Source organism: Gryllotalpicola ginsengisoli DSM 22003 (assembly GCF_000419445.1).
GTDB classification, from domain to species: domain Bacteria; phylum Actinomycetota; class Actinomycetes; order Actinomycetales; family Microbacteriaceae; genus Gryllotalpicola; species Gryllotalpicola ginsengisoli.
Window position 1 is genome coordinate 135,493 of record NZ_AULK01000002.1, and the last position, 22,939, is coordinate 158,431.

At 72.2% G+C, this 22,939-nt stretch carries 19 protein-coding genes; 6 read left to right on the top strand and 13 right to left on the bottom strand.

The window, feature by feature from the left end; all coding sequences use genetic code 11:
- Positions 1-102: 102 nt before the first annotated feature.
- Positions 103-2,205, bottom strand: coding sequence for a YhgE/Pip domain-containing protein (locus tag H563_RS0105165; protein WP_022881539.1), 2,103 nt, complete (start codon positions 2,203-2,205; stop codon positions 103-105).
- Positions 2,206-2,288: 83 nt separating this feature from the next.
- On the opposite strand from H563_RS0105165, the gene H563_RS17265 reads away from it, so the two are divergent.
- Complete coding sequence (locus H563_RS17265; protein WP_022881540.1) at positions 2,289-2,942, top strand: TetR/AcrR family transcriptional regulator; 654 nt, start codon at positions 2,289-2,291, stop codon at positions 2,940-2,942.
- Here the strand turns inward: H563_RS17265 and H563_RS17270 are convergent.
- The 9 genes from H563_RS17270 to H563_RS15145 form a co-directional block, all read right to left on the bottom strand.
- Entirely contained in the window at positions 2,908-4,299 is a 1,392-nt protein-coding gene (locus H563_RS17270; RefSeq protein ID WP_022881541.1) for a GH25 family lysozyme, read from the bottom strand. The genes H563_RS17265 and H563_RS17270 overlap by 35 nt on opposite strands.
- 48 nt (positions 4,300-4,347) lie before the next feature.
- Positions 4,348-6,117 carry an acetyl/propionyl/methylcrotonyl-CoA carboxylase subunit alpha gene (locus tag H563_RS0105180; protein WP_022881542.1) on the bottom strand — a complete coding sequence of 590 codons (1,770 nt, stop codon included), beginning with the start codon at positions 6,115-6,117 and terminating at the stop codon, positions 4,348-4,350.
- Positions 6,118-6,214: 97 nt separating this feature from the next.
- On the bottom strand, positions 6,215-6,865 hold the full coding sequence (locus tag H563_RS0105185; protein ID WP_022881543.1) for a Maf family protein: 651 nt from the start codon (positions 6,863-6,865) through the stop codon (positions 6,215-6,217).
- A gap of 291 nt (positions 6,866-7,156) precedes the next feature.
- Positions 7,157-8,137, bottom strand: coding sequence for a hypothetical protein (locus H563_RS0105190; RefSeq protein WP_022881544.1), 981 nt, complete (start codon positions 8,135-8,137; stop codon positions 7,157-7,159).
- On the bottom strand, positions 8,134-9,396 hold the full coding sequence (locus H563_RS0105195; RefSeq protein ID WP_027479121.1) for a sensor histidine kinase: 1,263 nt from the start codon (positions 9,394-9,396) through the stop codon (positions 8,134-8,136). Before H563_RS0105195 ends, H563_RS0105190 begins: the two co-directional genes overlap by 4 nt.
- Positions 9,383-10,051, bottom strand: a complete 669-nt coding sequence (locus tag H563_RS0105200) for a response regulator transcription factor (RefSeq protein WP_022881546.1) — start codon at positions 10,049-10,051, stop codon at positions 9,383-9,385. Before H563_RS0105200 ends, H563_RS0105195 begins: the two co-directional genes overlap by 14 nt.
- A gap of 35 nt (positions 10,052-10,086) precedes the next feature.
- Positions 10,087-11,373, bottom strand: a complete 1,287-nt coding sequence (locus H563_RS0105205) for a class I SAM-dependent RNA methyltransferase (RefSeq protein ID WP_022881547.1) — start codon at positions 11,371-11,373, stop codon at positions 10,087-10,089.
- A 33-nt stretch (positions 11,374-11,406) separates the two neighbouring features.
- Complete coding sequence (locus tag H563_RS0105210; protein WP_027479123.1) at positions 11,407-11,634, bottom strand: acyl-CoA carboxylase epsilon subunit; 228 nt, start codon at positions 11,632-11,634, stop codon at positions 11,407-11,409.
- Complete coding sequence (locus H563_RS15145) at positions 11,631-13,181, bottom strand: acyl-CoA carboxylase subunit beta (protein WP_051142658.1); 1,551 nt, start codon at positions 13,179-13,181, stop codon at positions 11,631-11,633. Before H563_RS15145 ends, H563_RS0105210 begins: the two co-directional genes overlap by 4 nt.
- 428 nt (positions 13,182-13,609) lie before the next feature.
- On the opposite strand from H563_RS15145, the gene H563_RS0105220 reads away from it, so the two are divergent.
- The 3 genes from H563_RS0105220 to H563_RS0105230 all read left to right on the top strand — a co-directional run bounded on the left by H563_RS0105220 (position 13,610) and on the right by H563_RS0105230 (position 16,336).
- Positions 13,610-14,485, top strand: coding sequence for a biotin--[acetyl-CoA-carboxylase] ligase (locus H563_RS0105220; RefSeq protein ID WP_027479124.1), 876 nt, complete (start codon positions 13,610-13,612; stop codon positions 14,483-14,485).
- 114 nt (positions 14,486-14,599) lie between these two features.
- Positions 14,600-15,076, top strand: coding sequence for a PH domain-containing protein (locus H563_RS0105225; protein WP_027479125.1), 477 nt, complete (start codon positions 14,600-14,602; stop codon positions 15,074-15,076).
- 87 nt (positions 15,077-15,163) lie between these two features.
- On the top strand, positions 15,164-16,336 hold the full coding sequence (locus H563_RS0105230) for a 5-(carboxyamino)imidazole ribonucleotide synthase (protein ID WP_022881551.1): 1,173 nt from the start codon (positions 15,164-15,166) through the stop codon (positions 16,334-16,336).
- An 11-nt stretch (positions 16,337-16,347) separates the two neighbouring features.
- Here H563_RS0105230 and H563_RS15150 read toward each other — a convergent pair whose 3' ends face one another.
- The 3 genes from H563_RS15150 to H563_RS15155 all read right to left on the bottom strand — a co-directional run bounded on the left by H563_RS15150 (position 16,348) and on the right by H563_RS15155 (position 20,952).
- Positions 16,348-17,454, bottom strand: coding sequence for a glycosyltransferase family A protein (locus H563_RS15150; protein WP_051142646.1), 1,107 nt, complete (start codon positions 17,452-17,454; stop codon positions 16,348-16,350).
- Between the two features lie 43 nt (positions 17,455-17,497).
- Positions 17,498-19,624 (bottom strand): acyltransferase family protein, encoded by a 2,127-nt coding sequence (locus tag H563_RS0105240; protein ID WP_022881552.1) that lies wholly within the window; start codon positions 19,622-19,624, stop codon positions 17,498-17,500.
- Positions 19,625-19,689: 65 nt separating this feature from the next.
- Positions 19,690-20,952, bottom strand: coding sequence for an acyltransferase family protein (locus tag H563_RS15155; protein ID WP_051142647.1), 1,263 nt, complete (start codon positions 20,950-20,952; stop codon positions 19,690-19,692).
- Between the two features lie 85 nt (positions 20,953-21,037).
- On the opposite strand from H563_RS15155, the gene purE reads away from it, so the two are divergent.
- Positions 21,038-21,556: a 5-(carboxyamino)imidazole ribonucleotide mutase gene (gene purE / locus H563_RS0105250; protein WP_407635314.1), complete on the top strand. Its 519-nt coding sequence runs from the start codon at positions 21,038-21,040 to the stop codon at positions 21,554-21,556.
- Positions 21,553-22,935: an LCP family protein gene (locus tag H563_RS15160; RefSeq protein ID WP_022881555.1), complete on the top strand. Its 1,383-nt coding sequence runs from the start codon at positions 21,553-21,555 to the stop codon at positions 22,933-22,935. Before purE ends, H563_RS15160 begins: the two co-directional genes overlap by 4 nt.
- Positions 22,936-22,939: the final 4 nt, after the last annotated feature.

The following is a 22,939-nucleotide window of genomic DNA, read 5'->3' on the forward strand; positions in this document are numbered from 1 at the left end:
CGCCTCGTCGAATTGCGCTGCTCCCACAGACACGCGCCACTCACACGACAGGCGCGCGAGTCTGCGCGAGTAGCGCAAGCGGACGCAGGGACCTGGAGATGGCTACACGGCGAAGTCGGGCAAGAGGATCTCCTGCTTCCGCGCGCGGCGCCAGGCGGTGACGCCGACCGAGACGGCCAGCGCGCCGAACAGCCAGCACACGAGCACCGCGACGCCTTGCGGCACGCCGGCGGTGCCGCCGGCGATGAGCGAGCGGATCGCGTTCACCGCGTAGGTGAGCGGCAGCGCCCCGTGGATCACCTGGAAGAACCGCGGCGTGGTCTGGATCGGGTAGGTGGCCCCGGCGGCCGACAGCTGCAGCACGACGAGCAGCAGCCCGAGGAACCGGCCGCGGCTGCCGAACAGCACCATCAGCGCGTGGTTGACCGCCGTGAACGCGAGCCCGGCGAGGCCGAGGAACAGCGCGAGGCCGGCCGGGTGATCCGGGTGCACGCCGATCGCGAGCGTGACGATGAGGTACATGCCCGCCGCTTGCGCGATCGAGACGCCGGCCCCGCGCAGGTAGCCGAGTACGGCGGAGAACCAGCCGGGTCGGCCCCGCTCGAGCGCGCGGTGCGGGATCGCCCGCAGCAGCATGTAGATCGACAGCCCGCCGACCCACATGCCGAGCGCCATGAAGTAGGGGGCGAGGCCGTAGCCGTAGCTCGGCACCGCGTTCAGGTGCGTCTGCTTGAACGCGACCGGTTGCGCGGCGACCTTCGCGAGATGCGCCCGCTCGGCCGTCGTGTACGTGGGCACCTGTGCCGCGCCATCCGTGAGCTTGCTCGTCAGCGTCTTCGCGCCCGAGGCGAGCGTTCCCGCCCCCGAGTCGAGCTTGGAGGCGCCGCTCGCGAGCTGCGCGGTCCCGCTGGCGAGATCGGATGCCCCGGCCGAGGCCTGCGCCGCCGCGGAGTCGAGCTGGGCGGCACCCTGCGCCGACTGCTCCGCCCCGGAGGCGAGCGTCTTCGCGCCCGACGCCGCGTCCTGCAGCTTGCCGTCGAGGGTCTGCGCGCCCGAGGCGGCCTGCGCGATGCCGGAGCTCAGGGTCGGCGCCTGGTCGGCGAGCGTCTGGGTGCCGTCGGCGACGGCGGCGGCGCCGGCGCGCACGGCGGCGCTGTTGGCGTACTGCCCGTCGGCGTTCTTGGCACCGGCCACCTGGTCGATGCCGGCGCACAGCTGCTGTCCCACCGGGTCGAGCTTCAGCACCGGGTCGGCCTGGATCTGCGCGCACGCGTCGGCCAGCTGATCGACCCCCGTGGTGTACCCGGACTTCGCGTCGGAGAGCCCGTCCGCGAGCTGCTGCGCGCCCTGGTTCAGGGTGGCGGTGTCGTCGGGCAGGGAGGAGGTCTTCTGCTGCAGCTGCGTGAGCCCGCTGCTCAGAGTGTCCGCGCCGGAGGCGAGCTGCGAGGCCCCCTGCGACAGCGTGTCCGCGCCGCTCGCGACCTGCTGCGTGCCGTCGGCGAGGCTGCTCGCGCCCTGCGCCAGCGTGCTGAGCCCGGAGGCGAGCTGCTTCGCGCCCGACGCGCTCTGGGCGCTGCCCGAGGCGAGGGAGTCGGCGCCGTCTTCGACATCGGATGCGCCGTCCGAGACCTTCTCGGCCCCGTCGGCCGCCTCGTCGAGCTGGTCGTGCAGGTCGGTGATGCCGAGATAGACCTGCTCGAGGTAGTCGCGGGAGACCTCGGCCGAGGCGGACTCGGTGATCGCGGTGCCGACCGACTTGGAGATGGTGCCGACGATGTAGTTGTCGGCGTCGTTGGTGGTGATGGTGACCGCGGAGGCCTTCGCCGCCATCGGCTCGTCGCCGCCGGTGGAGACCGCGTCGGCGGACATGGTGCGGGGCAGGGTGAGCACGGCGAGGTAGGTGCCGTCCTTCAGGCCGGAGCGTGCGGTGGAGGCATCCGTCTCGACCCAGTCGAAGTTCTGGCTCGAGTCGTCGGCAAGCAGGTTCTTCGTCACCTCGCGCCCGACGGCCACGGTCTTCCCGTCGCTGGTCACGGGCTTGTCGAGGTCGACGACCGCGGCGGGGACCTGGTCGAGCCGATGGGTCGGGTCCTGGTTCGCCCAGATCAGGGCGCCGCCGTAGATGAGGGGGATGCAGGCGATCGCCGCGATGGCGATGCGTACCGCCCGGTTGCGCTTGCGGGTCTCGTTCGAGGGTGTGCTCACTGTCGGGTCCTCTCCTGCCGGTGCTGCCGACCGCGACTATCTTACACCTGTAAAGCACGCCGGGAACGTGGCATCATTCCTCTGTGACCGGTCAACCCGCCGACCCCCGTGCCGTGCGCTCGCGCGCCGCGCTCGTCGCCGCGATGACCGCACTGCTCGACGAGGTCGACCTGGAGCAGATCTCGATCACCCAGGTCGTGCGCGCGGCCGGCGTGACCCGCCCGACCTTCTACCAGCACTTCACCGACCTGGCGCAGCTCGCCAGCGACGCGGCGATCGCCCGGCTGGACGCCGAGTTCTCTCGCCACGACGACGTGCGCGTGGCCGACCGCGTGCCCCAGAGCTCGTCGCTGGAGGCGTGGCTCTCGGCGCTCGAGCCGATCGTGCACGAGCTGCTCGAGCACCTGGCCGAGCACGGCGACTTCTACCGCCGCGTGTTCAACGGACCGAGCACGCGGCAGCTGATCGACGCGGGCGTCGGCCTGCTAGCGCGGCGCATCCTGCAGCACTCGCCGCTCGGTGCCGCCGTGGCCGAGCCGCAGGCGGAGGAGACGCGCGACAAGATCGCGATCATCTCCGGCGGCATCGTCTGGCTGATCTGCACGTGGCTGGCCACCGACCTCACCGGGCGCGACTCGATCGCCGCGATGACGAAGCGGATCAGCCTGCAGCTCGTGACGCTGTCGCTCGCGGGGCGGGCGGCTACCGTACGGGAGCCGACCTCGCCGACCCCCTGACCGCCGTGACGTAGCCGGTCTTCCGGCCGGTCACATGCACCGTGATGGTCTTGCCGCGCAGGGCGCTGGTCAGCTTCAGCGTCTTTCCGGTGGCGCCCTTGATGGCGGTGCTCGACGCGTACCACTGGTACGAGTAGGTCGTTCCGCTGGTCCAGGTGCCGCGCACGGCCGTGAGCGTGTGGCCGACGGCGAGCGTGCCGCTGATCGTCGGCGTGACCGACTTCAGGGTGCCGGCCGCGACGCGCGCGGTGGCCGTCGAGCCGGTCTCGGCCCCGGCGTAGCCGGCCTCGGATCCGATGACGTGCACCGTGATCGTCTTGCCGTACAGGCCGGCGGACAGCGGCAGAGTCGACGAGGTCGCCCCGCTGATCGCCTTGCTCGAGGCGTACCACTGGTAGCGCAGCTGCGCCGAACCCCAGTCCCCGGCGTGCGCGGTGAGGGTGTTGCCCACCTTCACCGTGCCGGTCACGGTCGGCTTGGGCTTCTTCGGCAGCGGCGTGAGGAGGGTCTGCAGGCTCGCCGCGGTGCCGTGGAACACGTCCTGATCGCCGGGGAAGCCGTCCGACGAGTCGGCGTCCTCGCGCCACTGCCAGAACGCGTAGCTGCTCCAGCCCTTCGGCAGGGTCGGCGCGGTGGCCGAGGACCAGTCGGCGATCCAGAGCCGGTTCGCGGCGAACGCCGTGCTGCCGCCCGTGCAGTAGTTCCACCAGTCGGAGTTGGTGTAGATGATCGGGGTGCGGCCGGTCTGCGCCTTGACCTCGGCGGAGAAGGCCTGCAGCCACGTGACCATCCGCGCGCGGTTCGCGGAGAGGTCCTTCACCCAGTCCTCGTCGGAGGACATCCAGCAGTGGGTCTCGTCGGAGGACATCCAGCAGTGGGTGGTCTTGCCGGCCTCGAGGTCGACGACAGGAGGCAGCACGTTCGGCTCGCTCAGGAGCTCCCCGACGTGGTCGGCGAACGCGTCGGCTTCGGCGCGCGGGTCGGATGCCTTGCTGCCGTCGCCCATGCCCGCCACGACGTAGGCTCCGCGGATCAGCCCCGCCTCTCCGGCCTCCTCCCATTGCTCGTCGAAGTCGGAACTGGGGGTGTAGGCCGGGTCGTTGAGCGACATCGTGTCGCCCGACTTCACGAACACGAACTTCGCGCCGTCCTCAGCGGCGCCGGCGATGTCGGCCGACGGCTGGAAATTGCTCACGTCGAAGCCCTGGAGGTATCCGGAGTCCGGCGCTCCCGTGTCCGTCGCGGACGCGGGTGCCGCCGTGGCGAACACCACCGCGAGGCCGGTGAGCGCTGCGGCGACGGTGAGAGCAATTCGTCGCATCGTCTTCCCTTCGACGTCGGGGTCGTCGAAGGGCACCCTAGCCGCCGAAGCTGACGAGGCGGTCGATTGTTCCGGATTCGGCGATCAGACGATGCTCAGCAGCCGGGTGCCGGAGGCGACCGTCGCGCCCACCTGCGCGTTCAGATCCGTGACCCGGCCGTCCTTGTGGGCGGTGAGCGGCTGCTCCATCTTCATCGCCTCGAGCACGACGACGAGGTCGCCCTTGACGACCTCCGCGCCCTCCTCGACGGCGACCTTCACGACGGTCGCCTGCATCGGCGCCGTCACCGAGTTGCCGGAGGCGGCGGGGCCGCCCGTGCGGCCGCCGCCGCGGGTCGCACGGCGCGGCGCGGCACCGGCGCGGCGGGTGCCGGGGGAGAGCAGCAGCTTGCTGGGCAGGGAGACCTCCACGCGCCGGCCGTCGACCTCGAGCACGACCGCGTGCCGCTCGTCATCCGCGGCGGGCTCGCCGGCCGCGCCGGTCCACGCCGGAACCCCGCCGGCCCACTCGGTCTCGATCCAGCGCGTGTGCACCCGGAACGGCTCGCCGCCGTCGGGGGCGAACGCCGGATCCCGCACGATCGCCCGATGGAAGGGCAGCACGGTCGGAAGCCCGGCCACCTCGAACTCGTCCAGCGCACGGCGGGCGCGCTCGAGCGCCTGCTCCCGGGTCGCGCCCGTGACGATCAGCTTGGCGAGCAGCGAGTCGAACGCGCCGGAGATCTCGTCGCCGGCCTGCACGCCCGAGTCGACGCGCACGCCGGGGCCTGCGGCCGGCTTGAACACGCGCACGGGACCGGGGGCCGGCATGAAGTTCCGGCCCGGGTCCTCGCCGTTGATGCGGAACTCGAAGGAGTGCGCCCGCGGCTCGGGGTCGGGGTAATCCAGCAGCCCGCCTGCCGCGATGCGGAACTGCTCGCGCACCAGGTCGAGTCCGGTGACCTCCTCCGACACCGGGTGCTCCACCTGCAGGCGGGTGTTCACCTCGAGGAACGAGACCGTGCCGTCCTTCCCGATGAGGAACTCGCAGGTTCCGGCGCCGACGTAGCCGACCTCCTTCAGGATCGCCTTCGACGCGCGATAGAGCTCCTCGCGCTGCGCATCCGTCAGGAACGGCGCGGGCGCCTCCTCGACCAGCTTCTGGTGGCGGCGCTGCAGGGAGCAGTCGCGGGTCGAGACGACCACGACGTTGCCGGCGGCGTCGGCCAGGCACTGCGTCTCGACGTGGCGCGGGGTGTCGAGGTACTTCTCGACGAAGCATTCGCCGCGGCCGAACGAGGCCACCGCCTCGCGGGTGGCCGAGTCGAACAGCTCCGGGATCTCCTCACGGGTACGGGCGACCTTGAGGCCGCGGCCGCCGCCGCCGAACGCGGCCTTGATCGCGACCGGCAGGCCGTGCTCGTCGGCGAACGCGAGCACCTCGTCGGCGTCCGCGACGGGGTTGAGCGTGCCGGGCGCCATCGGTGCGCCGGCCAGTTCGGCGACGTGCCGCGCGCTCACCTTGTCGCCCAGCCGCTCGATCGCCTCAGGGCTCGGGCCGATCCAGGTCAGCCCGGCGTCGATCACGGCGCGGGCGAAGTCGGCGTTCTCGGCGAGGAAGCCGTATCCGGGGTGCACGGCGTCGGCGCCGGAGCGGCGCGCGACCGAGAGCAGCTTGTCGATCACCAGGTACGTCTCGACGCTCGTGGTGCCGCCCAGCGCGTACGCCTCGTCGGCGAGGCGGGCGTGCAGGGCGTCCCGGTCCTGATCGGCGTAGACCGCGACCGACCCGATCCCGCTGTCCTTTGCCGCTCGGATGACTCGGACCGCGATCTCGCCGCGGTTGGCGATCAGGACTTTTGAGATGTGGGGCACCCCTTCAGCCTACGGACCGGCACCAAGCCGGATTTGGCCGCCACCGACAAAAGTCTCTCGGAAGCTTTGTCGTTTCCGCGGCGGTTCGGCGCCGCGCTCAGGAGGCGCGGGGGCGGTTCCACAGCGCGGTCCACTCCACGCCGAGGGAGCGGACCAGGCGGCGCAGGGTCGGCAGCGACATGCCGACGACCGTCGAGGGATCGCCGTCGATGCGCTCGATGAACGGGCCGCCGAGGCTGTCGATCGTGAACGCGCCGGCCACCTCGAGCGGCTCGCCGCTCGCGACGTACGCTTCGATCTCGGCATCCGTCATGTCGTCGACGAAGGTGACGGATGCCGCGGCCGTCGCACCCGCCGCACCGCGCACCCGCCCCCCGCGGTGGTCGATGACCCAGTGCCCCGAGTGCAGCACGCCGGTGCGGCCGCGCTGCCGGCCCCAGCGCTCGGTGGCCAGCTCGGGCAGGTGCGGTTTGCCGAAGACGGTGTCGTCGATGTGGAACACGCTGTCGCCGCCGACGATCAGCCCGTCGATGGGGGCGCCGTCGACCTGCGTGCCGACGACGGCCTCGGCCTTGGCGCGAGCCAGCAGCTGCACCGTGTGCTCGGGGGTGAGGATGCCGTGCTCCGCCTCCGCGGCGGCCACGGCGGCCGGCTCGTCGACCTGCGACGGCACCACCACGGGTTCGATGCCCGCCTGTCGCAGCAGCATCAGGCGGGCCGGGGAGGTCGAGGCGAGATACACGCGCATAGGCTTTCACGATACGGCCCGCGCGCCGTCCCCCGGACTGTCCCCCGAAGAGACGACTGTGCCGACTCCGGCGATTCGTAGAGCATGTCTATGAACAGCGACTCTCTCTCGAGCAGAGGCTGTCTCAATCATTCGCCGAATAGGGTATGTGGGCGGATGTCATTGGGGGGAGTCGGGAAGACATTCGGGTTGTCGTTCCGGCTCGTTGCTTCCGGTGGGGGCGCTCGGCGCCCCCGCCGCAAGCCGCGCCCGTCGTCTGCAGTGCCGGCTCGGTCTCGGTGTTGATCGCCGTCAGGGCTTGATCTCCAGCCACAGCGCCACGTCGTCCTCGGCGGCGCCGTCGTCGAGTCCGACCACCGTGACCGCGGCATCCCCGTCGCGCGGCGCCGAGCGCACGATGAGCGTGTCGGCGTCGGATCCGGCGATCGCCCGCGCGAGCCGGCGCAGCACGCGCGCCCGGTCGGCCTCGCCCAGCTCGTCCAGACCGCCCTCGTCGAGCAGGCTCACCGAGGCGCCTCGGCGCCGCGCATCCGTCACGACCCGGCGCACCTCGTCGTCGAGCAGCCCGCGCCCGCGGATCTCGTCGCGCATCATCGCCTCCAGCAGCAGGCACTCCCGGCGCTGCTCCTCGCTCAGGTCGCCGCCGGTGCGCACGATCTCGGTGAGCAGCGGCTCGGCCAGCGTGTAGGTGTGCTCGAGCCGGCGCTGCCGCTCGACCACGTGGGCGTCGTACGCCGCCCGCCACGCGGACGCCTTGCGCTCGACCTGCGCGAACCGCTCGGCGTCCTCCCCGGTCTTCTGCACCGCGAACATGACCACGTTGGCCGCGACGACCCAGACGATGCTGCCGATCACGCCGAGGTCGCCCAGGGCTGCGAACCCCGCCCAGATCAGCGACTGCACCGTCAGGAACGCGAGGCCCGCCCAGGCGATCCACTCCCGGCCGCGCACCATGACGACCGTGAGCAGGGTGCCGACGGCCGCGACGTGCCAGGTGGCGTAGCCGTTCGAGCGGTCCGGGTCGAGCTGCGAGGTCACCGCGAGCGGCAGCGCCACGGCGACGGCGAGGTCGAATAACGCGACCCCGAGCGGCAGCGTGCGCGCCTTCGGGCGCAGCAGGCTGAGCGTGATGGCGGCCGCGAACAGCACGAGCGACACGACGGTCGGCACGGGGGAGCGCGGCACGTCGAGCGAGGTGAGCGCTAGCACCACGTGATAGGCGGAGAACAGCGCGGCGAGCCAGATGATCGCCGTGCGACTGAGGGCGATCACGCCCGCACCTCGTCGTGCCGCTGCTCGCCGCGCTCGCGCGCGCGAGGCGGCGCGGGCCAGGTGAGCGTGATGACGGTGCCGGCGCCCTTGGTCGAGGCGACGTGGGCGGCGCCGCCGGCGACCTCCATGCGGTGGATGATCGACGTCGCGAGCCCGAGCCGCCGGGGTGCGACGTCGGCGAGGTCGAAGCCCGCGCCGTCGTCCGCGATCACGATGCGGACGCCCGGCGGGTCGGTGTCGGGCAGCCCGGTCACCGTCACGCGGCGGTGCACCTCGGCGCCGCCGGCGTGCTGCGAGCTGTTCAGCAAGGCCTGCAAGGATGCCGCGTGCAGCGCCTCCGCGACCGGCGAGGGCACGGCGGGCGGCGGCGGACCGTCCGTGCGTACCTCCGCCGGATGCGGCAGCGAACCGGCGGAGCGGTGCAGCGAGGCGACGAGGGCCGCGCCATCCGTCGTCGCCTCGGCCGAGGCGTCGGCGACGGGAGCCGCGGACGACAGGTGGCCGAGCGCGTCGGCGGCCATGCGCGCGGCGAGCTGCTTCGCCTCCGGGGTGCGCGCACCGGCCGCGGCGAGCAGGGTCGTGAGCACGCTGTCGTGCACGAGGGCGTCGACCTCGACGCGCTCGGCCTCGCCGAGGTGCTCGCGCAGGCCGTGCTCGTAGTTGTCGAGGGCGGCCCGCTGCGCGGCGTCGACGCGGCTCGCGCTGCTGCGCAGCATCGTCGCGATGGTGAGGATGACGCAGCCGACCAGCGCCGAGTACACGCAGTCGAGCAGCGCGGTGCGGCCGTCCGCGCCGTCGCTGACGACGCACAGCACCGAGGCGAAGAGCCCGGCCGAGACGAACACGTACACGCCCGCGAGCCACGCCGGCAGCGCCACGGTCGCATACGCGGCGGCGACGGTGCAGAGCATCCACAACCAGGAGGTGCCGTCGACGTCGCCGCGCTGGTCGGTGACCGGCCACAGCACGAGCTCGACGAGGTACAGCACCGCGAACGCGGCGGTCGCGGCCGCCACGGCGCGCCGCAGCAGGGCCGCGGTGGCTGCGGTGATCAGCGAAAGGCACAGGGCGGCCGCCTGCAGCCCGCCGAGGGGCTGCACGAGGTGCGGCTGCGCGGCGAGCAGGTCGGGGAGCACCAGCACGCCGAAGACGAGCCCGAAACCGACGATGGCGCGGGAGACCATCGTCTCGATGCGGTCGCGCGTGAGGGGGTGCCGCCTGGCCGGCGGCACCGGGCGGGACGGCTCAGGGGCGCTCATTCGTGCCGCCCGCGGCGTCCGCGGCGAGCCCCGGCAGGATGCCGTCTTCGACCGCGCGGCGCAGCAGATCGACCTTGGTCGGGGCGGGTCGGCCCACCTCGATGTACTTCACGCGGATGCGGTCGAGGTACTCGCGTGCCGTGGAGTGCGCGATGCCGAGCTGCGCGGCCACCGCCTTGAGCGGCAGGCCAGAGGCGTACAGGTGCAGCACGTCGCGCTCGCGCTGGCCGAGCTTGGCGCGCGCGAAGTCGTTGTCGGCGTCGATCGCGCTCGCCCACTCGAGGTTGTTGAGCACGCCGCCGCCCGCGACGGTGCGGATCGCGTCGATGACGGCGCCGGTGGGTGCGGACTTCGGGATCACGCCCGCGGCGCCCGCCGCGAGCGCCTCGCGCACCGCCTGCACCCGGTCGGCGATGGAGTGCACGAGCACCGAGCTGCCGGCGCTCTGCAGTCGCTTGACGTTGTCGGTCACGCACGAGCCGTCGCCGAGCGACAGGTCGAGCACGACCACGTCGGCCGGGGCGTTGCGGAGCGCGGGCAGCAGGCCGGCGACGTTCGCCGCCTCGTCGAGCACGGTGATCCCGGCGTTCTGGCAGGCGGCGCGCAGCCCGATGCGTACCGACTCGTGATCGTCGACGATCGCCACAGTCACCATGGCAAGCATGGTACCGACCCCTCGGGGACGCGGTGCTACGCGTGCGCGGGAGTGAGCGAGGCGACCAGCTCCAGGTGGTGGGTGTGGGGGAACAGGTCGAACGCCTCGAGCGCGCGCACCTCGTAGCCGCCGGCGGCGAACAGCGCCGCGTCGCGGGCGAAGGCCACCGGGTCGCAGGCCACGTAGACGAGCTGGGCGGGGGCGAGGGCGAGCAGCTCGTCGACGACCGCCTTGCCGGCGCCCGCCCTAGGCGGATCGAGCACCACGGTCGCCGCCCGCTGCCTGGCCCGCTCGGCGGCCGTCGCGCGGGCGGCGCGGCCGCGCAGCCACTGCTCGACGCGGCCCGTCTCGGCGCGGGCCCCGACCCAGTCCGCGAGGTTGCGCCCGGCGAACTCGGTGGCCTCCGGGTTGCTCTCCACGCTGGTGATGCGGGTGGAGCGGCCGAACGCGTCGCCGAAGGCGGCCGCCAGCAGGCCGACCCCGCCGTACAGGTCGAGGTTGTCGGCCGCCGGGTCGACCCGGTCCGGGTCCACGGCCCGTCGCACCGCGTCGGTGAGGGTCTGCGCCGCGAGCCGGTGCACCTGCCAGAAGCCGTCGGCCGGAAGCCGGAACTCGCGCTCGCCGACGCGCTCCACGATCGGCTCCCGCCGGGGGCCGCGGCCGTCGCGCCCGGTCACGAGCGAGATCGCCCCTCCCGTCGACGGCGCGATCAGGTCGACGGATGCCGCATCGCTGAGCCGCGCGCCGAGCGGCGCCGCCTCGGCGATCGCGGGGGCCGCGAGCGGCAGCGACCGCACCGGGACCACCGTGTGCGAGCGGGCCGAGTAGGGGCCGACGGCGCCGTCGGCGGACACGTGCAGGCGCACCCGGGTGCGCCATCCGATGCCGTTGCCCTCGTCGTCGCCGGGCAGCGCCTGCACCATCACCTCGCGCTCGAGGTGCGCGAAGCGGGCGAGCGCGTCGGCGACCACCTGGCGCTTCAGCTCGCGCTGGTGGGCGAGGGCGATGTGCCCGAACTCGGCGCCCCCGGCGCGTTCGGCGGGGTCGCGGTCGACGGATGCCTCGGGCCAGACGTGCTCGCGCCGGTGCGGGCTCGGCCGCAGCACCTCGACGACGTCGGCGCGCCAGAAGCTCTTCTTCGCCGCGGTGACCCGGGCGCGCACGCGCTCGCCGGGGATGCCGTCGGCGACGAACACGACCCGGCCCTCGTGCCGGGCGACCATCACGCCGCCGTGGGCGACGCCGGTGAGCTCGAGCTCGATCTCGGTGCCGACCGCGGGGTCCGGGGCCGCCGGGGTGCGGGGGCGGTGGCGCTGAGGCATCCGTCTAGCGTCTCACGTCGTCGTGCGGGCGGTTCAGCCCTGGAAGCTGCGCCAGCTGCGGGGCAGGGGCTCGCGCAGGCGCATCGAGCGGCTCCAGGCGGAGGCGCGCGGCGCCTCGAGTCGCGGGTCGGCGGACTGCGCCTGCTGCTGCAGGGCGGCGGTGAGCACGGCGGTGGCGGCGGCGACCTCCTCCGCGGTGAGGTGCTCGGTGACGAAGCGGATGTCGCCGGCGGCCGCCGACGGGTCGGGCGGCGGGGTCACAGCGGGATGTTCCCGTGCTTCTTCGGCGGCATCGCGGCGCGCTTGGTGCGCAGCGAGCGCAGCGCCTTGATGATCGCGACGCGTGTCGCCGCCGGCTCGATCACCGTGTCGAGCTCGCCGCGCTCGGCCGCCAGGTACGGCGAGGCGACGTTGTACGCGTACTCGGTGGCGAGCTTCTGGCGCAGGGCCGTGACGTCTTCGCCGCGCTCGCGCGCCTCGGAGATCTGGTTGCGGTAGAGGATGTTCACCGCGCCCTGACCGCCCATCACCGCGATCTCCGCCGTCGGCCAGGCGAGGTTGATGTCGGCGCCGAGCTGCTTGGAGCCCATCACGATGTACGCGCCGCCGTAGGCCTTGCGGGTGATCACGGTGACGAGCGGCACCGTCGCCTCGGCGTAGGCGTACAGCAGTTTGGCGCCGCGGCGGATCACGCCGGTCCACTCCTGGTCGGTGCCGGGCAGGTAGCCGGGCACGTCGACCAGGGTGAGGATCGGGATCGAGAACGCGTCGCAGAACCGGACGAACCGGGCCGCCTTCTCGCCCGCGTCGATGTTCAGCGTGCCGGCCATGGCGTTCGGCTGGTTGGCGATGATGCCGACCGAGCGGCCTTCGATGCGCGCGAATCCGATCACGATGTTCGGCGCGAACAGCGGCTGGATCTCGAGGAACTCGCCGTCGTCGACGAGGTGCTCGATGATCGCCGTCACGTCGTACGGCTGGTTGGGCGAGTCGGGGATGATCGCGTTCAGCTCCCGGTCGAGGTCGGTGACCTCGAGCTCGGGCTCGGCGTCGTAGACGGGCGGGTCGCTCAGGTTGTTGTCGGGCAGGTAGCCGAGCAGGCTGCGGGCATAGTCGAGGGCGTCGTCCTCGTCGGTGGCCAGGTAGTGGCTCACGCCGGAGAGCTTGTTGTGGGTGAGCGCGCCGCCGAGCTCCTCGAAGCCGACGTCTTCGCCGGTGACGGTCTTGATCACGTCGGGGCCGGTGACGAACATGTGGCTCGTCTTGTCGACCATGATCACGAAGTCGGTCAGCGCGGGGGAGTACACCGCGCCGCCCGCCGCGGGGCCGACCACGATGGAGATCTGCGGGATCACGCCGCTGGCGGCCGTGTTGCGGCGGAAGATCTCGGCGTACTTGCCGAGCGCGACGACGCCCTCCTGGATGCGCGCGCCGCCGGAGTCGAGGATGCCGATCATCGGCACGCCCGTCTTGATGGCGTGGTCCATGACCTTGACGATCTTCTCGCCGGCGACCTCGCCGAGGCTGCCGCCGAAGGTGGTGAAGTCCTGGCTGAAGATGGCGACCTGGCGGCCGTTCACGGCGCCGATGCCGGTGATCACGGCGTCGCCGAAGGGGCGGCGGTTCTCCAGGCCGAAGCCGGTGGAGCGGTGCCGCACGTACTCGTCGAACTCGATGAAGGTGCCCGGGTCGAGCAGCCCCAGGATGCGCTCGCGGGCGGTCAGCTTGCCCTTGGAGTGCTGCTTGGCGGCGCTCGCCTCCTCCTTGCGGGTGACGGCCTCGTCGTAGCGGCGCTTCAGGTCGGCGATGCGGCCGGCGGTGGTGGAGAGGTCGGGTGCGGCCTCGGCTGCTGCTTCGGCTGCGGTCTCGGTCGCGGGGTCGGCCGCGCGGTCCGTCGCGGCGGGCTGATCGGTCACGGCCCCACCTTACCTTCGGGCCGGCGGCGGGCCCCGTGCAGGGATCCCCACAAATCCGGGGCCCGATGTTGGTCGGGGAGGGTGCGGCGGCGGCATCCGTTCGTCGATTCAGGTCGTCGATTCGCAGGTCGTCGATTCGTCGAAAACGGCTCGTCACAGGGCCGGTTCGAGCGCAAATCGACGAATCGAGAAGGCCGGTTCCGGCGGTTCGTCGTGATCGGTCGCTCATGGCCGCTGCAGGAGCGAAAAGTGACGAATCGCCGGAGCGCGGGGTGGGCGGGGCAGGCGGGGGCGAGGCGCGAGGCGGGCGGCCGGGAAGAATGGGGGGCGTGAAGGCGGAGGAGATGGTGAGGACGCGGCGCATCGCGTCGCGGCTCGTCGTGAAGGAGAGAACCGGGTCGACCAACAGCGACCTGGTCGAGGCGGCGAGCACGGATGCCTCGGGCTGGCCGCACCTCGCGGTCATCGCCACGGACGAGCAGACCGCGGGCCGGGGCCGCCTCGGCCGGCAGTGGCAGGCGCCTGCCGGCACCTCGCTCGCCGCCTCGGTACTGGTGCGCCCCGCCGCGCTTCCCGGGGCGCTACCGGCCGACGCATACGGCTGGCTGCCTCTGCTTGCCGGGGTGGCGATGGCGCGGGCCATCCGCTCGGCCCTTGCCGACACCGACGCCGGCGCCGACGCCGAGCCGGACGCCGAGACCGACGCCGCGACCGAGACCGCCGCTCCGGCCGACCGCGTCGAGCTGAAGTGGCCCAACGACGTGCTGATCGGCGGCCGGAAGGTGTGCGGCATCCTCGCCGAGCTGCTGCCCGGCGGGGACGGCGCCGTGATCGGCTGCGGGGTGAACCTCACCATCGACCGCGCCGACCTCCCCGTCGAGACCGCCACCTCGCTGCGCCTCGAGGGCGCCCCGCACCCCGACGCCGACGCGCTGCTCGCCGCCTACCTCGAGGGGCTGCAGGTGCTGCTGTACGAGCTGGCGAACGCGGGAGGGGACGCCGAAGCCTGCGGCATCCGTGCGGTCGTGGAACGCGAGTGCTCCACCATCGGCCGCGAGGTGCGCGTCGAACTGCCCGGCGGCGCGCCTCTCACCGGCCGCGCCGGCGGGCTGGACGCCGCCGGACGTCTCGTCGTGGTAACGGATGCCGGTTCCCGGGCCGTCGCGGCCGGCGACGTGACCCACCTGCGGTATTAATGGCACATGGCCAGACCGGACGCCCCGCGCTCGGCGGCGCCGGGTGCCCCGGCGGCGGTCCCGCCACCGCCTGCCGAACGCGTTGTCGCGCGGCTCAGGCCGCACGCGCGGGCGATGTTCTGGCCGAGTGTCGCGTTCATCGCCATCTGCGGCGCCTACGGGTACTACGGGCAGCAGTTCGAGCAGATGTGGGCGCGCCTGTCGATCCTCGCCGCCGCCACCCTGCTGACCATCCTGCTGTGCGTGCTGCCGCTCGCCGCCTGGCTCAGCCGGCGCATCATCATCACCACGCGGCGCATCGTCGTGCGCAGCGGATTCCTCGTCCGGGTGCGCCAGGAGCTGCTGCACTCCCGCGGCTATGAGGTCGAGCTGCGGCGCGGGCCGCTGCAGTCGATGTTCGGCTCGGGCAATCTGCGCATCACGGTCGGCGGCGAGACCGCTCTCGTGCTGCGCGACATCCCGCAGGCGCGCACCGTGCAGGGAGCCCTGCACGACCTGATGGAGAACGCCGCCAGCCTGCAGACCGCGCAACGGCAGGTCATGCAGAGCCCGGCCATCACCCGGCAGACCACGGTCTGGACCGGCCGCTGACCCCGCGCCCGCCGGCACCGCGGCGCCGGCCCGGGCCCGCCCGTGCGGAAGAATGAAGGGACACCCCCGACCCGTCGAAGGAGTTCCATGAGCACCCCCACCACCATCGGTGTGATCGGCGCAGGACAGCTGGCCCGCATGATGATCCCGCCCGCCGTCGAGCTCGGGGTGACCATCAAAGTGCTGGCCGAGGCGCCCGGCATGAGCGCCGGCCTCGCGGCCACGGCCGTCGGCGACTACCGCGACGAGGCGACCGTGCTCGACTTCGCCCGCACGGTCGACGTGATCACCTTCGACCACGAGCACGTGCCGCAGCACGTGCTGCACGCGCTCGTCGATGCCGGCGTCCCCGTGCACCCGGGCCCCGACGCGCTGCTCTACGCGCAGGACAAGCTGGTCATGCGCCGCAAGGTCGCCGAGCTCGGCCTGCCCGTGCCCGACTGGGCCGCGGTCGAGTCCGCCGACGAGCTGGGGGCGTTCCTCGACGCGCACGGCGGCCGCGCCGTCGTGAAGACCGCTCGCGGCGGCTACGACGGCAAGGGCGTGCGCGTCGTCGACGACAAGGGCGGGGCGGATGACTGGTTCCAGGCGCTCGCGGAGGACGGCCGTGGCGGCGCCCTGCTGGCCGAGGAGCTGGTCGACTTCACCCGCGAGCTCGCCCAGCAGGTGGCCCGTCGCCCGAGCGGCGAGATCGTCGCCTACCCGGTGGTGGAGACCGTGCAGAAGGGCGGCGTGTGCGCCGAGGTGATCGCCCCCGCCCCGACGGCGGGGGAGCCGGCCGTCGCCGTCGACGGGGCGGGCACGACCGTCGCCGAGGTCGCCCGGGACATCGCCGTGCGCGTGGCCGAGGGCATCGGAGTGACCGGCATGCTCGCCGTCGAGCTGTTCGAGGCGCGCGACGGCCGGGTGCTCGTCAACGAGCTCGCGATGCGCCCGCACAACAGCGGGCACTGGTCGATCGACGGCGCCGTCACCAGCCAGTTCGAGCAGCACCTGCGCGCCGTGCTCGACCTTCCGCTCGGCGACGTTCGCCCCCGCGACCCGTGGACCGTGATGGTGAACGTGCTCGGCGGCCCCGTCGGCGAGAGCCTGCAGCAGCGCTACCCGCAGGCGATGGCCGCGCACCCGGCCGCCAAGCTGCACGGCTACGGCAAGGAGTCCCGCCCCGGCCGCAAGGTCGGCCACGTTACGGTGAGCGGCGCCGACCTCGACCGGGTGCTCGCCGAGGCGCGCGCCGCCGCGGCGTTCTTCGAGGGGTAGCGAGGGGCGGCTCAGTCGTTCCGGCCGCGTCGCACCCGGCCGTACAGGCGCGAGGCGACGTCGCGCACCACGCCGCCGGCGACCTGGCGGATGTCGGACAGCGCCGCGCCGATCGCGTCGAGGCGCTCGTCGAGGTGCTCCGCCTGCTTCTCCGCCGCTTCGAGCAGCGTGTGCGCCCGGGCACCGGCGTGGGTGTCCACCGCCTCGACGGTGTGCTCGCCGACCTGCGCGACGTGCTGCACCAGCTCGTCGTAGCGCCCCTGCCACGGCTGCTCGCGCAGGCGGGCGGCCTGATCCTCGAAGTAGAGCCGGTTCACGAGCCATCCGACGCCCGGCGCGCCGTGGTCGAGGTCCTCGCGCAGCAGCTTGTTGAGCAGCCGCGCGCGGTCCTCCTCGTACTCCGTCTGCCGGGAGAGGGTGACGTTGCCGAACTCGTCGCCCGAGTCCTCTTCCCGCAGGTGCCAGTTGGCGAGCGGCTCGCGCACCATGCCGATGTCGTGGCGGCGCAGCACGCGCAGGTTGAATTCCCAGTCCGCCAGCACCCGCATCGACTCGTCGTACGGGCCGAGCTCGTCGTGCAGCGAGCGGCGGTAGAGGAACGCGATCGGCGGGAACAGGTTGTGCCGGCACATCTCGTGCAGCGTGATGTGCTCGATGTCGCGGGCGAACGGCTGGCGCCCGAGCTCGTACGCGCCTTCCGGGTAGACGCGGTCGGTGACGATGTCGGTGAAGGCGACGACGCCCGCGTACCCCTCGTTCCCGTCGAGGAACGCCACCGTGTGCTCGAGGAACCCGGGCTCCCAGGTGTCGTCGTCGTCGTGCAGCACGACGTAGCGGCCGTCGTGCGCCGCCACCCCCTGGTTCGCCGCGGCCCAGCGCCCCGCCGGCTCGGCGTTCTCCACCAGCACCAGCCGGTCGGCCCGTTCGCCGCCGGGGGCGAACCCGGCCGGCAGGGTCGATGGGTCGAGGGGGCTTCCCCCGTCGTTGACGACGACGACGGTGTAGTGCGGGTAGGTCTGCGCGGCCACGGACGCGAGGGCACGGTGCAGCAGGAGTTCACGGTCCTTCGTGCGCATCACGACGGTGACCCGGCTCGGCGCGGTCGGCTGGTCGGTCACAGCGGCAAGTCTGCCATGAGGGCCCGCGCGACTCGCCGAGCGGTCAACTGCCGGCCGCCGACGCCCCGATCAGGTCGGACAGACGGGCCTCGAAGAGCGGCGCCAGGCTCTTCGCGAAGGTCGCGGTGAGGTGCGAGCCGTCGCGGTAGACGAGCACGTTGCCGATGATCGCGGGGCAGTCGGCCGTGTTGCACAGGTACGGCGTCGGGGAGAGGTACTCCGCCGAGCCCGCGGTGGCCGCGGTCTTCAGCGACTTCTCGAGCTTGTCGGAGGCGGCCGCCGAGAGCGGCAGGTCGCACGCCGAGGCATCCGTCAGATTGCCGGAGAGGCAGTCGGTCGGCGCCTGGCCCGGGAACGGCGTGTCGCCCAGCACGAGCTTCTTCGCGCCGGCCGGCAGCTTGTTCAGGGTCTCCTCCAGGCCGTTCTCCCAGTCGGTCGCGGTCGCGTCCTGGCCGTCGGCCTTCGTCGCGTCCGTCAGCTCGGAGATGATGACGGCGGCCGGCGGGTTGTCGGCGAGCTTGCGCAGCACCGCGTCGCGCCACTCGTTGCACTCGGGGTAGGTGACGACGCGCTCGCCCTCCTTGAACAGCACGTCGAGGGACGCGGCCGGGCAGCCCGACTTGGTCTCCACCTGCAGCGAGATCTCGCCCTTCTCGGCCAGGGTGTCGAGCGCGGGGAACCACTGGGCTGCGTGCGAGTCGCCGAACAGCACCACGCGCGGCGCCGACTTGTCGGTGCCGAACACGCAGGACTTGGGCGTCGTGCCGTCCTGCTCGAGGTGGCAGCCGTCGGAGTACACGACCGGGTTGTCGTTGCTCGCATCGGCGAGGGACGGCGTCAGGTTCTTGGGCACGTAGTCGGTGCCCTTCGGGTGCTCCTGCACGCCCACGTCGGTGAGGGTCGCGGCCGCCTTGTCGGCGGTCTGCGGGGCGCGTGCGGCGTAGCTCGACAGGCCGGTCGCGGCGAGCACGAGCACGAACGACATGATGACCGCGCCCATCAGCGCCGGCGCGGCACCCGCGTTCGCGAATGACCTCGAGCGGCGGATCGGGTTCTCGATGAAGTGGTACAGCAGCCAGGCCAGCGGCACGCAGGCGACCATCATCACCACGCGCCAGGTGAGCGAGATCGGATGCGACGAGCCGACGGCCGCCTGCGCGATGGTCAGCAGCGGCCAGTGCACGAGGTACAGCGAGTAGGAGATCTCGCCCACCCAGCGCATCGGCGCGATGCCGAGCAGGCCGAAGGGGCCGTAGACCGCCGGCCGGGCGCCGCCCAGGATGACGGCGGCGGTCGCGGCCACGGGGACGATCGCGGCCGTGCCGGGGAACGAGGTCGAGTCGGTGTAGGTCAGCACCGTCCACGCGATGCCGGCGATGCCGGCCCAGCCGAGCAGCGCGCCGAGGAACTTGGGCAGGGCGATGCCGCTCGAGAGCAGCAGGGCGATCAGGCCGCCGGCCATGAACTCCCACGCGCGGGCGGGCAGCGAGAAGTACGCCCACGAGTTGGCGGTGGGGGTCCACTGCACGCACAGCCACAGCGAGACCGCGCCGACCGCGGCGAGGAAGAACCCGAGCGCGAGGCGCGAGCGGCGGGCGATGAAGAAGAAGATGACGAGCAGCAGCGGCCAGAGCAGGTAGAACTGCTCCTCGACGCCGAGCGACCAGTAGTGCTGGAACAGGCTCGGCGCATCCGTCTGCGCCAGGTAGTTCGTGCCGCGCTCGGCGAACGCCATGTTGGGCACGTAGAAGACGGTCCAGATGGCGTCGTCGGCGGCCTGCTTGATCTGCGCAGGCGGGATGAACAGGAACGCGGCGGCGAGGGTGAGGATCACGACCGCGAAGGACGCGGGCAGGATGCGCCGGGCGCGGCGGGCGTAGAAGCCGGCGAAGTCGACCTTGCCGGTGGCGAGCACGTCGCGCAGCAGGTGCGTCGTGATCAGGAAGCCGGAGATGACGAAGAACATGTCGACGCCGACGTAGCCGCCGGAGATAACCTGCACTCCGCCGTGGTAGACGACGACGGCGGCGACGGCGATCGCCCGCAGCCCCTGGATGTCGGGGCGGAAGCGGTCGGAGCGCGCACCTGTGGTGCCCGCGGCCCGGGGCGCGGGGGAGGGGGTGGTCGGTGCGGTCGGGCGGGCTGTGGTCGGGGCCTGTTCGTACTGCATCGCCTGGCAGTCTTGCAGAAGCGAACCTGGAAGAGTCCCCCAAAAGGGGGATATTTACGTGGTGGTTACACGTCCGTCGCCGGAGCGTCTCGCCGGGCCGCAAGGGGCAGGTGAGCCGCCCCGGCCGGCACCGCGCCGGGCCGCTGCGCCGCCGCCGGCGAGGCGGCCGGATCCCGGTCCTCCTCGCGCAGCTCGCGTTCCGCGTGCCGCTGGCGCTGGTTGAGGAAGTGCCGCTCGATCAGCCAGAAGAACCCGACGCACATGGCCAGCACGACCGGCACCACCCCGAAGGTGAGCAGCAGGTACTGGTGCACGGTGCTCAGGCCCAGCGGCAGCAGCAGCAGGTTCGCGAAGGCGATGAAGGGGCTGTGGAAGAGGTAGACCGAGTAGGAGACGAGGCCCAGGCGCAGCATCGGGCGGGCGGCGAACGGCTCCAGCACGAACGGGGTCCGGCCGCGCTCCACGGTGCGGCGCCCCGCCCAGGCGAGGGTGAACGCGAGCGGCACCCCCACGCCGAACTCGAGCATGTTCGCCTCGGGGATGTGGTAGTGGTGGCCCGCCCACTCCGCCGCCGGGATCGCCAGCCAGCTCACGGCCGCGATCGCTCCGAGGAAACGGGGACGCTTCTCGCGCATTGTGAGGTCCGCGGCCCACATTCCCATCACGAAGAGGGCGAGCAGCCACGGATGCAGGTACAGCCAGTGGTGCGCGTGGAACACCGGGGCGATCCACGCCAGCAGCGCGAACACGACGGCGATCGACCAGGGCCGGAAGTGCCGCCACATCGGCAGCAGGAGCAGTGGCATGATGAAGTAGATCTGCCACTCCACCACCACGCTCCACAGCGGCCCGTCGATCTTGCCGATCCAGTCGGCGAAGACGTCGTGGATCATCAGCAGGTGCGAGAGCACGTGGTTGTAATTGACCGGGATCTTCGTGTCCCACTGGGTGCCGTGGGGCGTGTCGAACAGCGGCACGGCCCAGATCATGGCGCTGAACAGGATGACCGCCGCGTAGTAGGGCGGGAGGATGCGGCGGGCGCGGCGCAGCGCGAAGTTGCGGAACCCCTTCGGGAACCAGAGGTCCGGGGTGCGCACCACCGGCAGCATCAGCACGTAGCCGGACAGCACGATGAACAGCGGCACGCCGAGGTATCCGTAGAGCACGATGTGCGCCCAATGCGGCATGGCGCGCTGGGCGTCGCCGCGCATCCCGGTGAAGAGGAAGGTGTGGTACAGGACGATCATCAGGGCGGCCGCTCCGCGGATGCCGTCGAGGTACGGGAATTCGACGCGACGGGTCGGCGCGGGTGCGATGGCGGAACTCATCGCGCCCGAGCATAACGGGCCGCCGCTGAACGGCTGATGGCGAACCGCGTGGCGTACCGGCTCGTGCCCGGTCGCCTTCCCTACCATGGGCGGCATGCCACCGATCAGCTCCGCTTCGGCGCGCGTCGCCATCATCATGGGCTCCGACAGCGACTGGCCGACCATGAAGCCGGCCGCCGAGAGCCTCGACCGGTTCGGCATCGACTACGAGGTCGAGGTCGTCTCGGCGCACCGCACGCCGGAGAAGATGATCGCCTTCGGCAAGGAAGCGGCGGCGCGCGGCATCCGTGTCATCATCGCCGGCGCCGGCGGCGCCGCCCACCTGCCCGGCATGATCGCCAGCGTCACCACGCTGCCCGTGATCGGCGTGCCGGTGCAGCTGGCCCGCCTCGATGGCCTCGACTCGCTGCTGTCGATCGTGCAGATGCCGGCGGGCATCCCGGTGGCGACGATGGCGATCAACGGGGCGGCGAACGCGGGGCTGTACGCCGCCCGCATCCTCGCCTCGGGCGACGCGGAGCTCACCGCCAAGGTGGCGGAGTACGCCCGCGAGCTCGAGCAGCTGGTCGAGCAGAAGAACACGGCCCTCGCCGCGAGCCTATGAGCGTCACGTACCCGCTGCGCCATCCGGAGACGCGGTCCGAGGCGGTGATGCGCCGCCGCGGCTGGTGGCTCGTCGTCGCCAACCTGCTGCTGCCCGGCAGCGCCCAGGTGCTCGCCGGCAACCGCAGGTTCGGCCGCATCGGCATCGTCGGGACGCTCGTGCTGTGGGCCGTCGCGATCCTGCTCGGGCTGCTCTACCTGCTCAACCGCGCATGGCTGTTCGAGGTGTTCACGCAGGGCTGGACCCTGGTGATCCTGCAGGGGCTGATGATCGCCTACTGCGTGCTCTGGGTCATCCTGACGCTCGACACGCTGCGCCTCGTGCGCCTGGTGAAGGTGGCCCAGTCGGCCCGGTCGGGCATCGCCGCGTTCACGATCGTCATGCTGGTCGCGCTGGTGGGCGGCACGGGCTACGGCTCGGTGCTCGTCGGCAGCGCGCGCGGCGCCCTCGGCGACGTCTTCGGCGCGACCGCGAGCGAGCCGCCCGTCGACGGCCGGTACAACATCATGCTGCTCGGCGGCGACGCCGGCCCCGACCGGGAGGGGCTGCGCCCCGACTCGATGTCGGTGGTCAGCATCGACGCGAAGACCGGCAAGGCCGTCAACATCGGCCTGCCGCGCAACCTCGACCAGATCCCCTTCTCCAAGGGGTCGCCCATGCTCAAGGACTACCCCGACGGCTACGGCACCGGCGGCCGCTGCGACGTCGACGTCTGCATGCTCAACTCGATCTACACCGAGGTGGAGCTGTACAAGCCCGACTACTACCCGAAGGCGAAGGCGGAGGGCAGCGAGCCCGGCATCGAGGCGATGCGCGACGCGCTCGAGGGCGCCACCGGGCTCAAGATCCAGTACTACGTGCTCATCGACATGCAGGGCTTCTCCGACCTGATCGACGCCCTCGGCGGCGTCACGATCGACGTGAAGGAGAAGCTGCCGATCGGCGGGCTGCCCGACGCGAGCGGGAAGCTGCAGGGCGTCGAGGGCTGGATCGAGCCGGGCGTGCAGCACATGGACGGCAAGACGGCGCAGTGGTACGCGCGCAGCCGCGAGACGACGAGCGATTACGATCGGATGGCCCGCCAGCGGCAGCTCGAAGAGGCGATGCTCGCCCAGATGAACCCCGCGAACGTGCTCGCCAAGTTCCAGGACATCGCCAAGGCCGGCTCGCAGGTGGTCAAGACGGACGTGCCGCAGTCGATGCTCGGCTACTTCGTCGACCTCGCGCTGAAGACCAAGAAGCAGCCGGTCGTGAGCCTCGACCTGGTGCCGCCGCTCGTGCCCGATCCGACGAACCCGGACTGGGACGCCATCCACGGCTATGTGCAGCGCACGCTGAAGACGGGGTCGCCGACGCCGACGCCGGCGGCGTCGGGCTGAGCCG

Excerpts from the sequence above, each read along its gene's own strand:
- H563_RS0105185 (WP_022881543.1), bottom strand. The coding sequence starts at position 6,865 with ATGCGCGTGTATCTCGCCTCGACCTCCCCGGCCCGCCTGATGCTGCTG.
- H563_RS0105195 (WP_027479121.1), bottom strand. The coding sequence starts at position 9,396 with ATGAGCGCCCCTGAGCCGTCCCGCCCGGTGCCGCCGGCCAGGCGGCAC.
- H563_RS0105200 (WP_022881546.1), bottom strand. The coding sequence starts at position 10,051 with ATGGTGACTGTGGCGATCGTCGACGATCACGAGTCGGTACGCATCGGG.
- H563_RS0105205 (WP_022881547.1), bottom strand. The coding sequence starts at position 11,373 with ATGCCTCAGCGCCACCGCCCCCGCACCCCGGCGGCCCCGGACCCCGCG.
- H563_RS0105220 (WP_027479124.1), top strand. The coding sequence starts at position 13,610 with ATGGGGGGCGTGAAGGCGGAGGAGATGGTGAGGACGCGGCGCATCGCG.
- H563_RS0105225 (WP_027479125.1), top strand. The coding sequence starts at position 14,600 with ATGTTCTGGCCGAGTGTCGCGTTCATCGCCATCTGCGGCGCCTACGGG.
- H563_RS0105230 (WP_022881551.1), top strand. The coding sequence starts at position 15,164 with ATGAGCACCCCCACCACCATCGGTGTGATCGGCGCAGGACAGCTGGCC.
- H563_RS0105240 (WP_022881552.1), bottom strand. The coding sequence starts at position 19,624 with ATGCAGTACGAACAGGCCCCGACCACAGCCCGCCCGACCGCACCGACC.
- H563_RS15155 (WP_051142647.1), bottom strand. The coding sequence starts at position 20,952 with ATGAGTTCCGCCATCGCACCCGCGCCGACCCGTCGCGTCGAATTCCCG.
- purE (WP_407635314.1), top strand. The coding sequence starts at position 21,038 with ATGGGCGGCATGCCACCGATCAGCTCCGCTTCGGCGCGCGTCGCCATC.
- H563_RS15160 (WP_022881555.1), top strand. The coding sequence starts at position 21,553 with ATGAGCGTCACGTACCCGCTGCGCCATCCGGAGACGCGGTCCGAGGCG.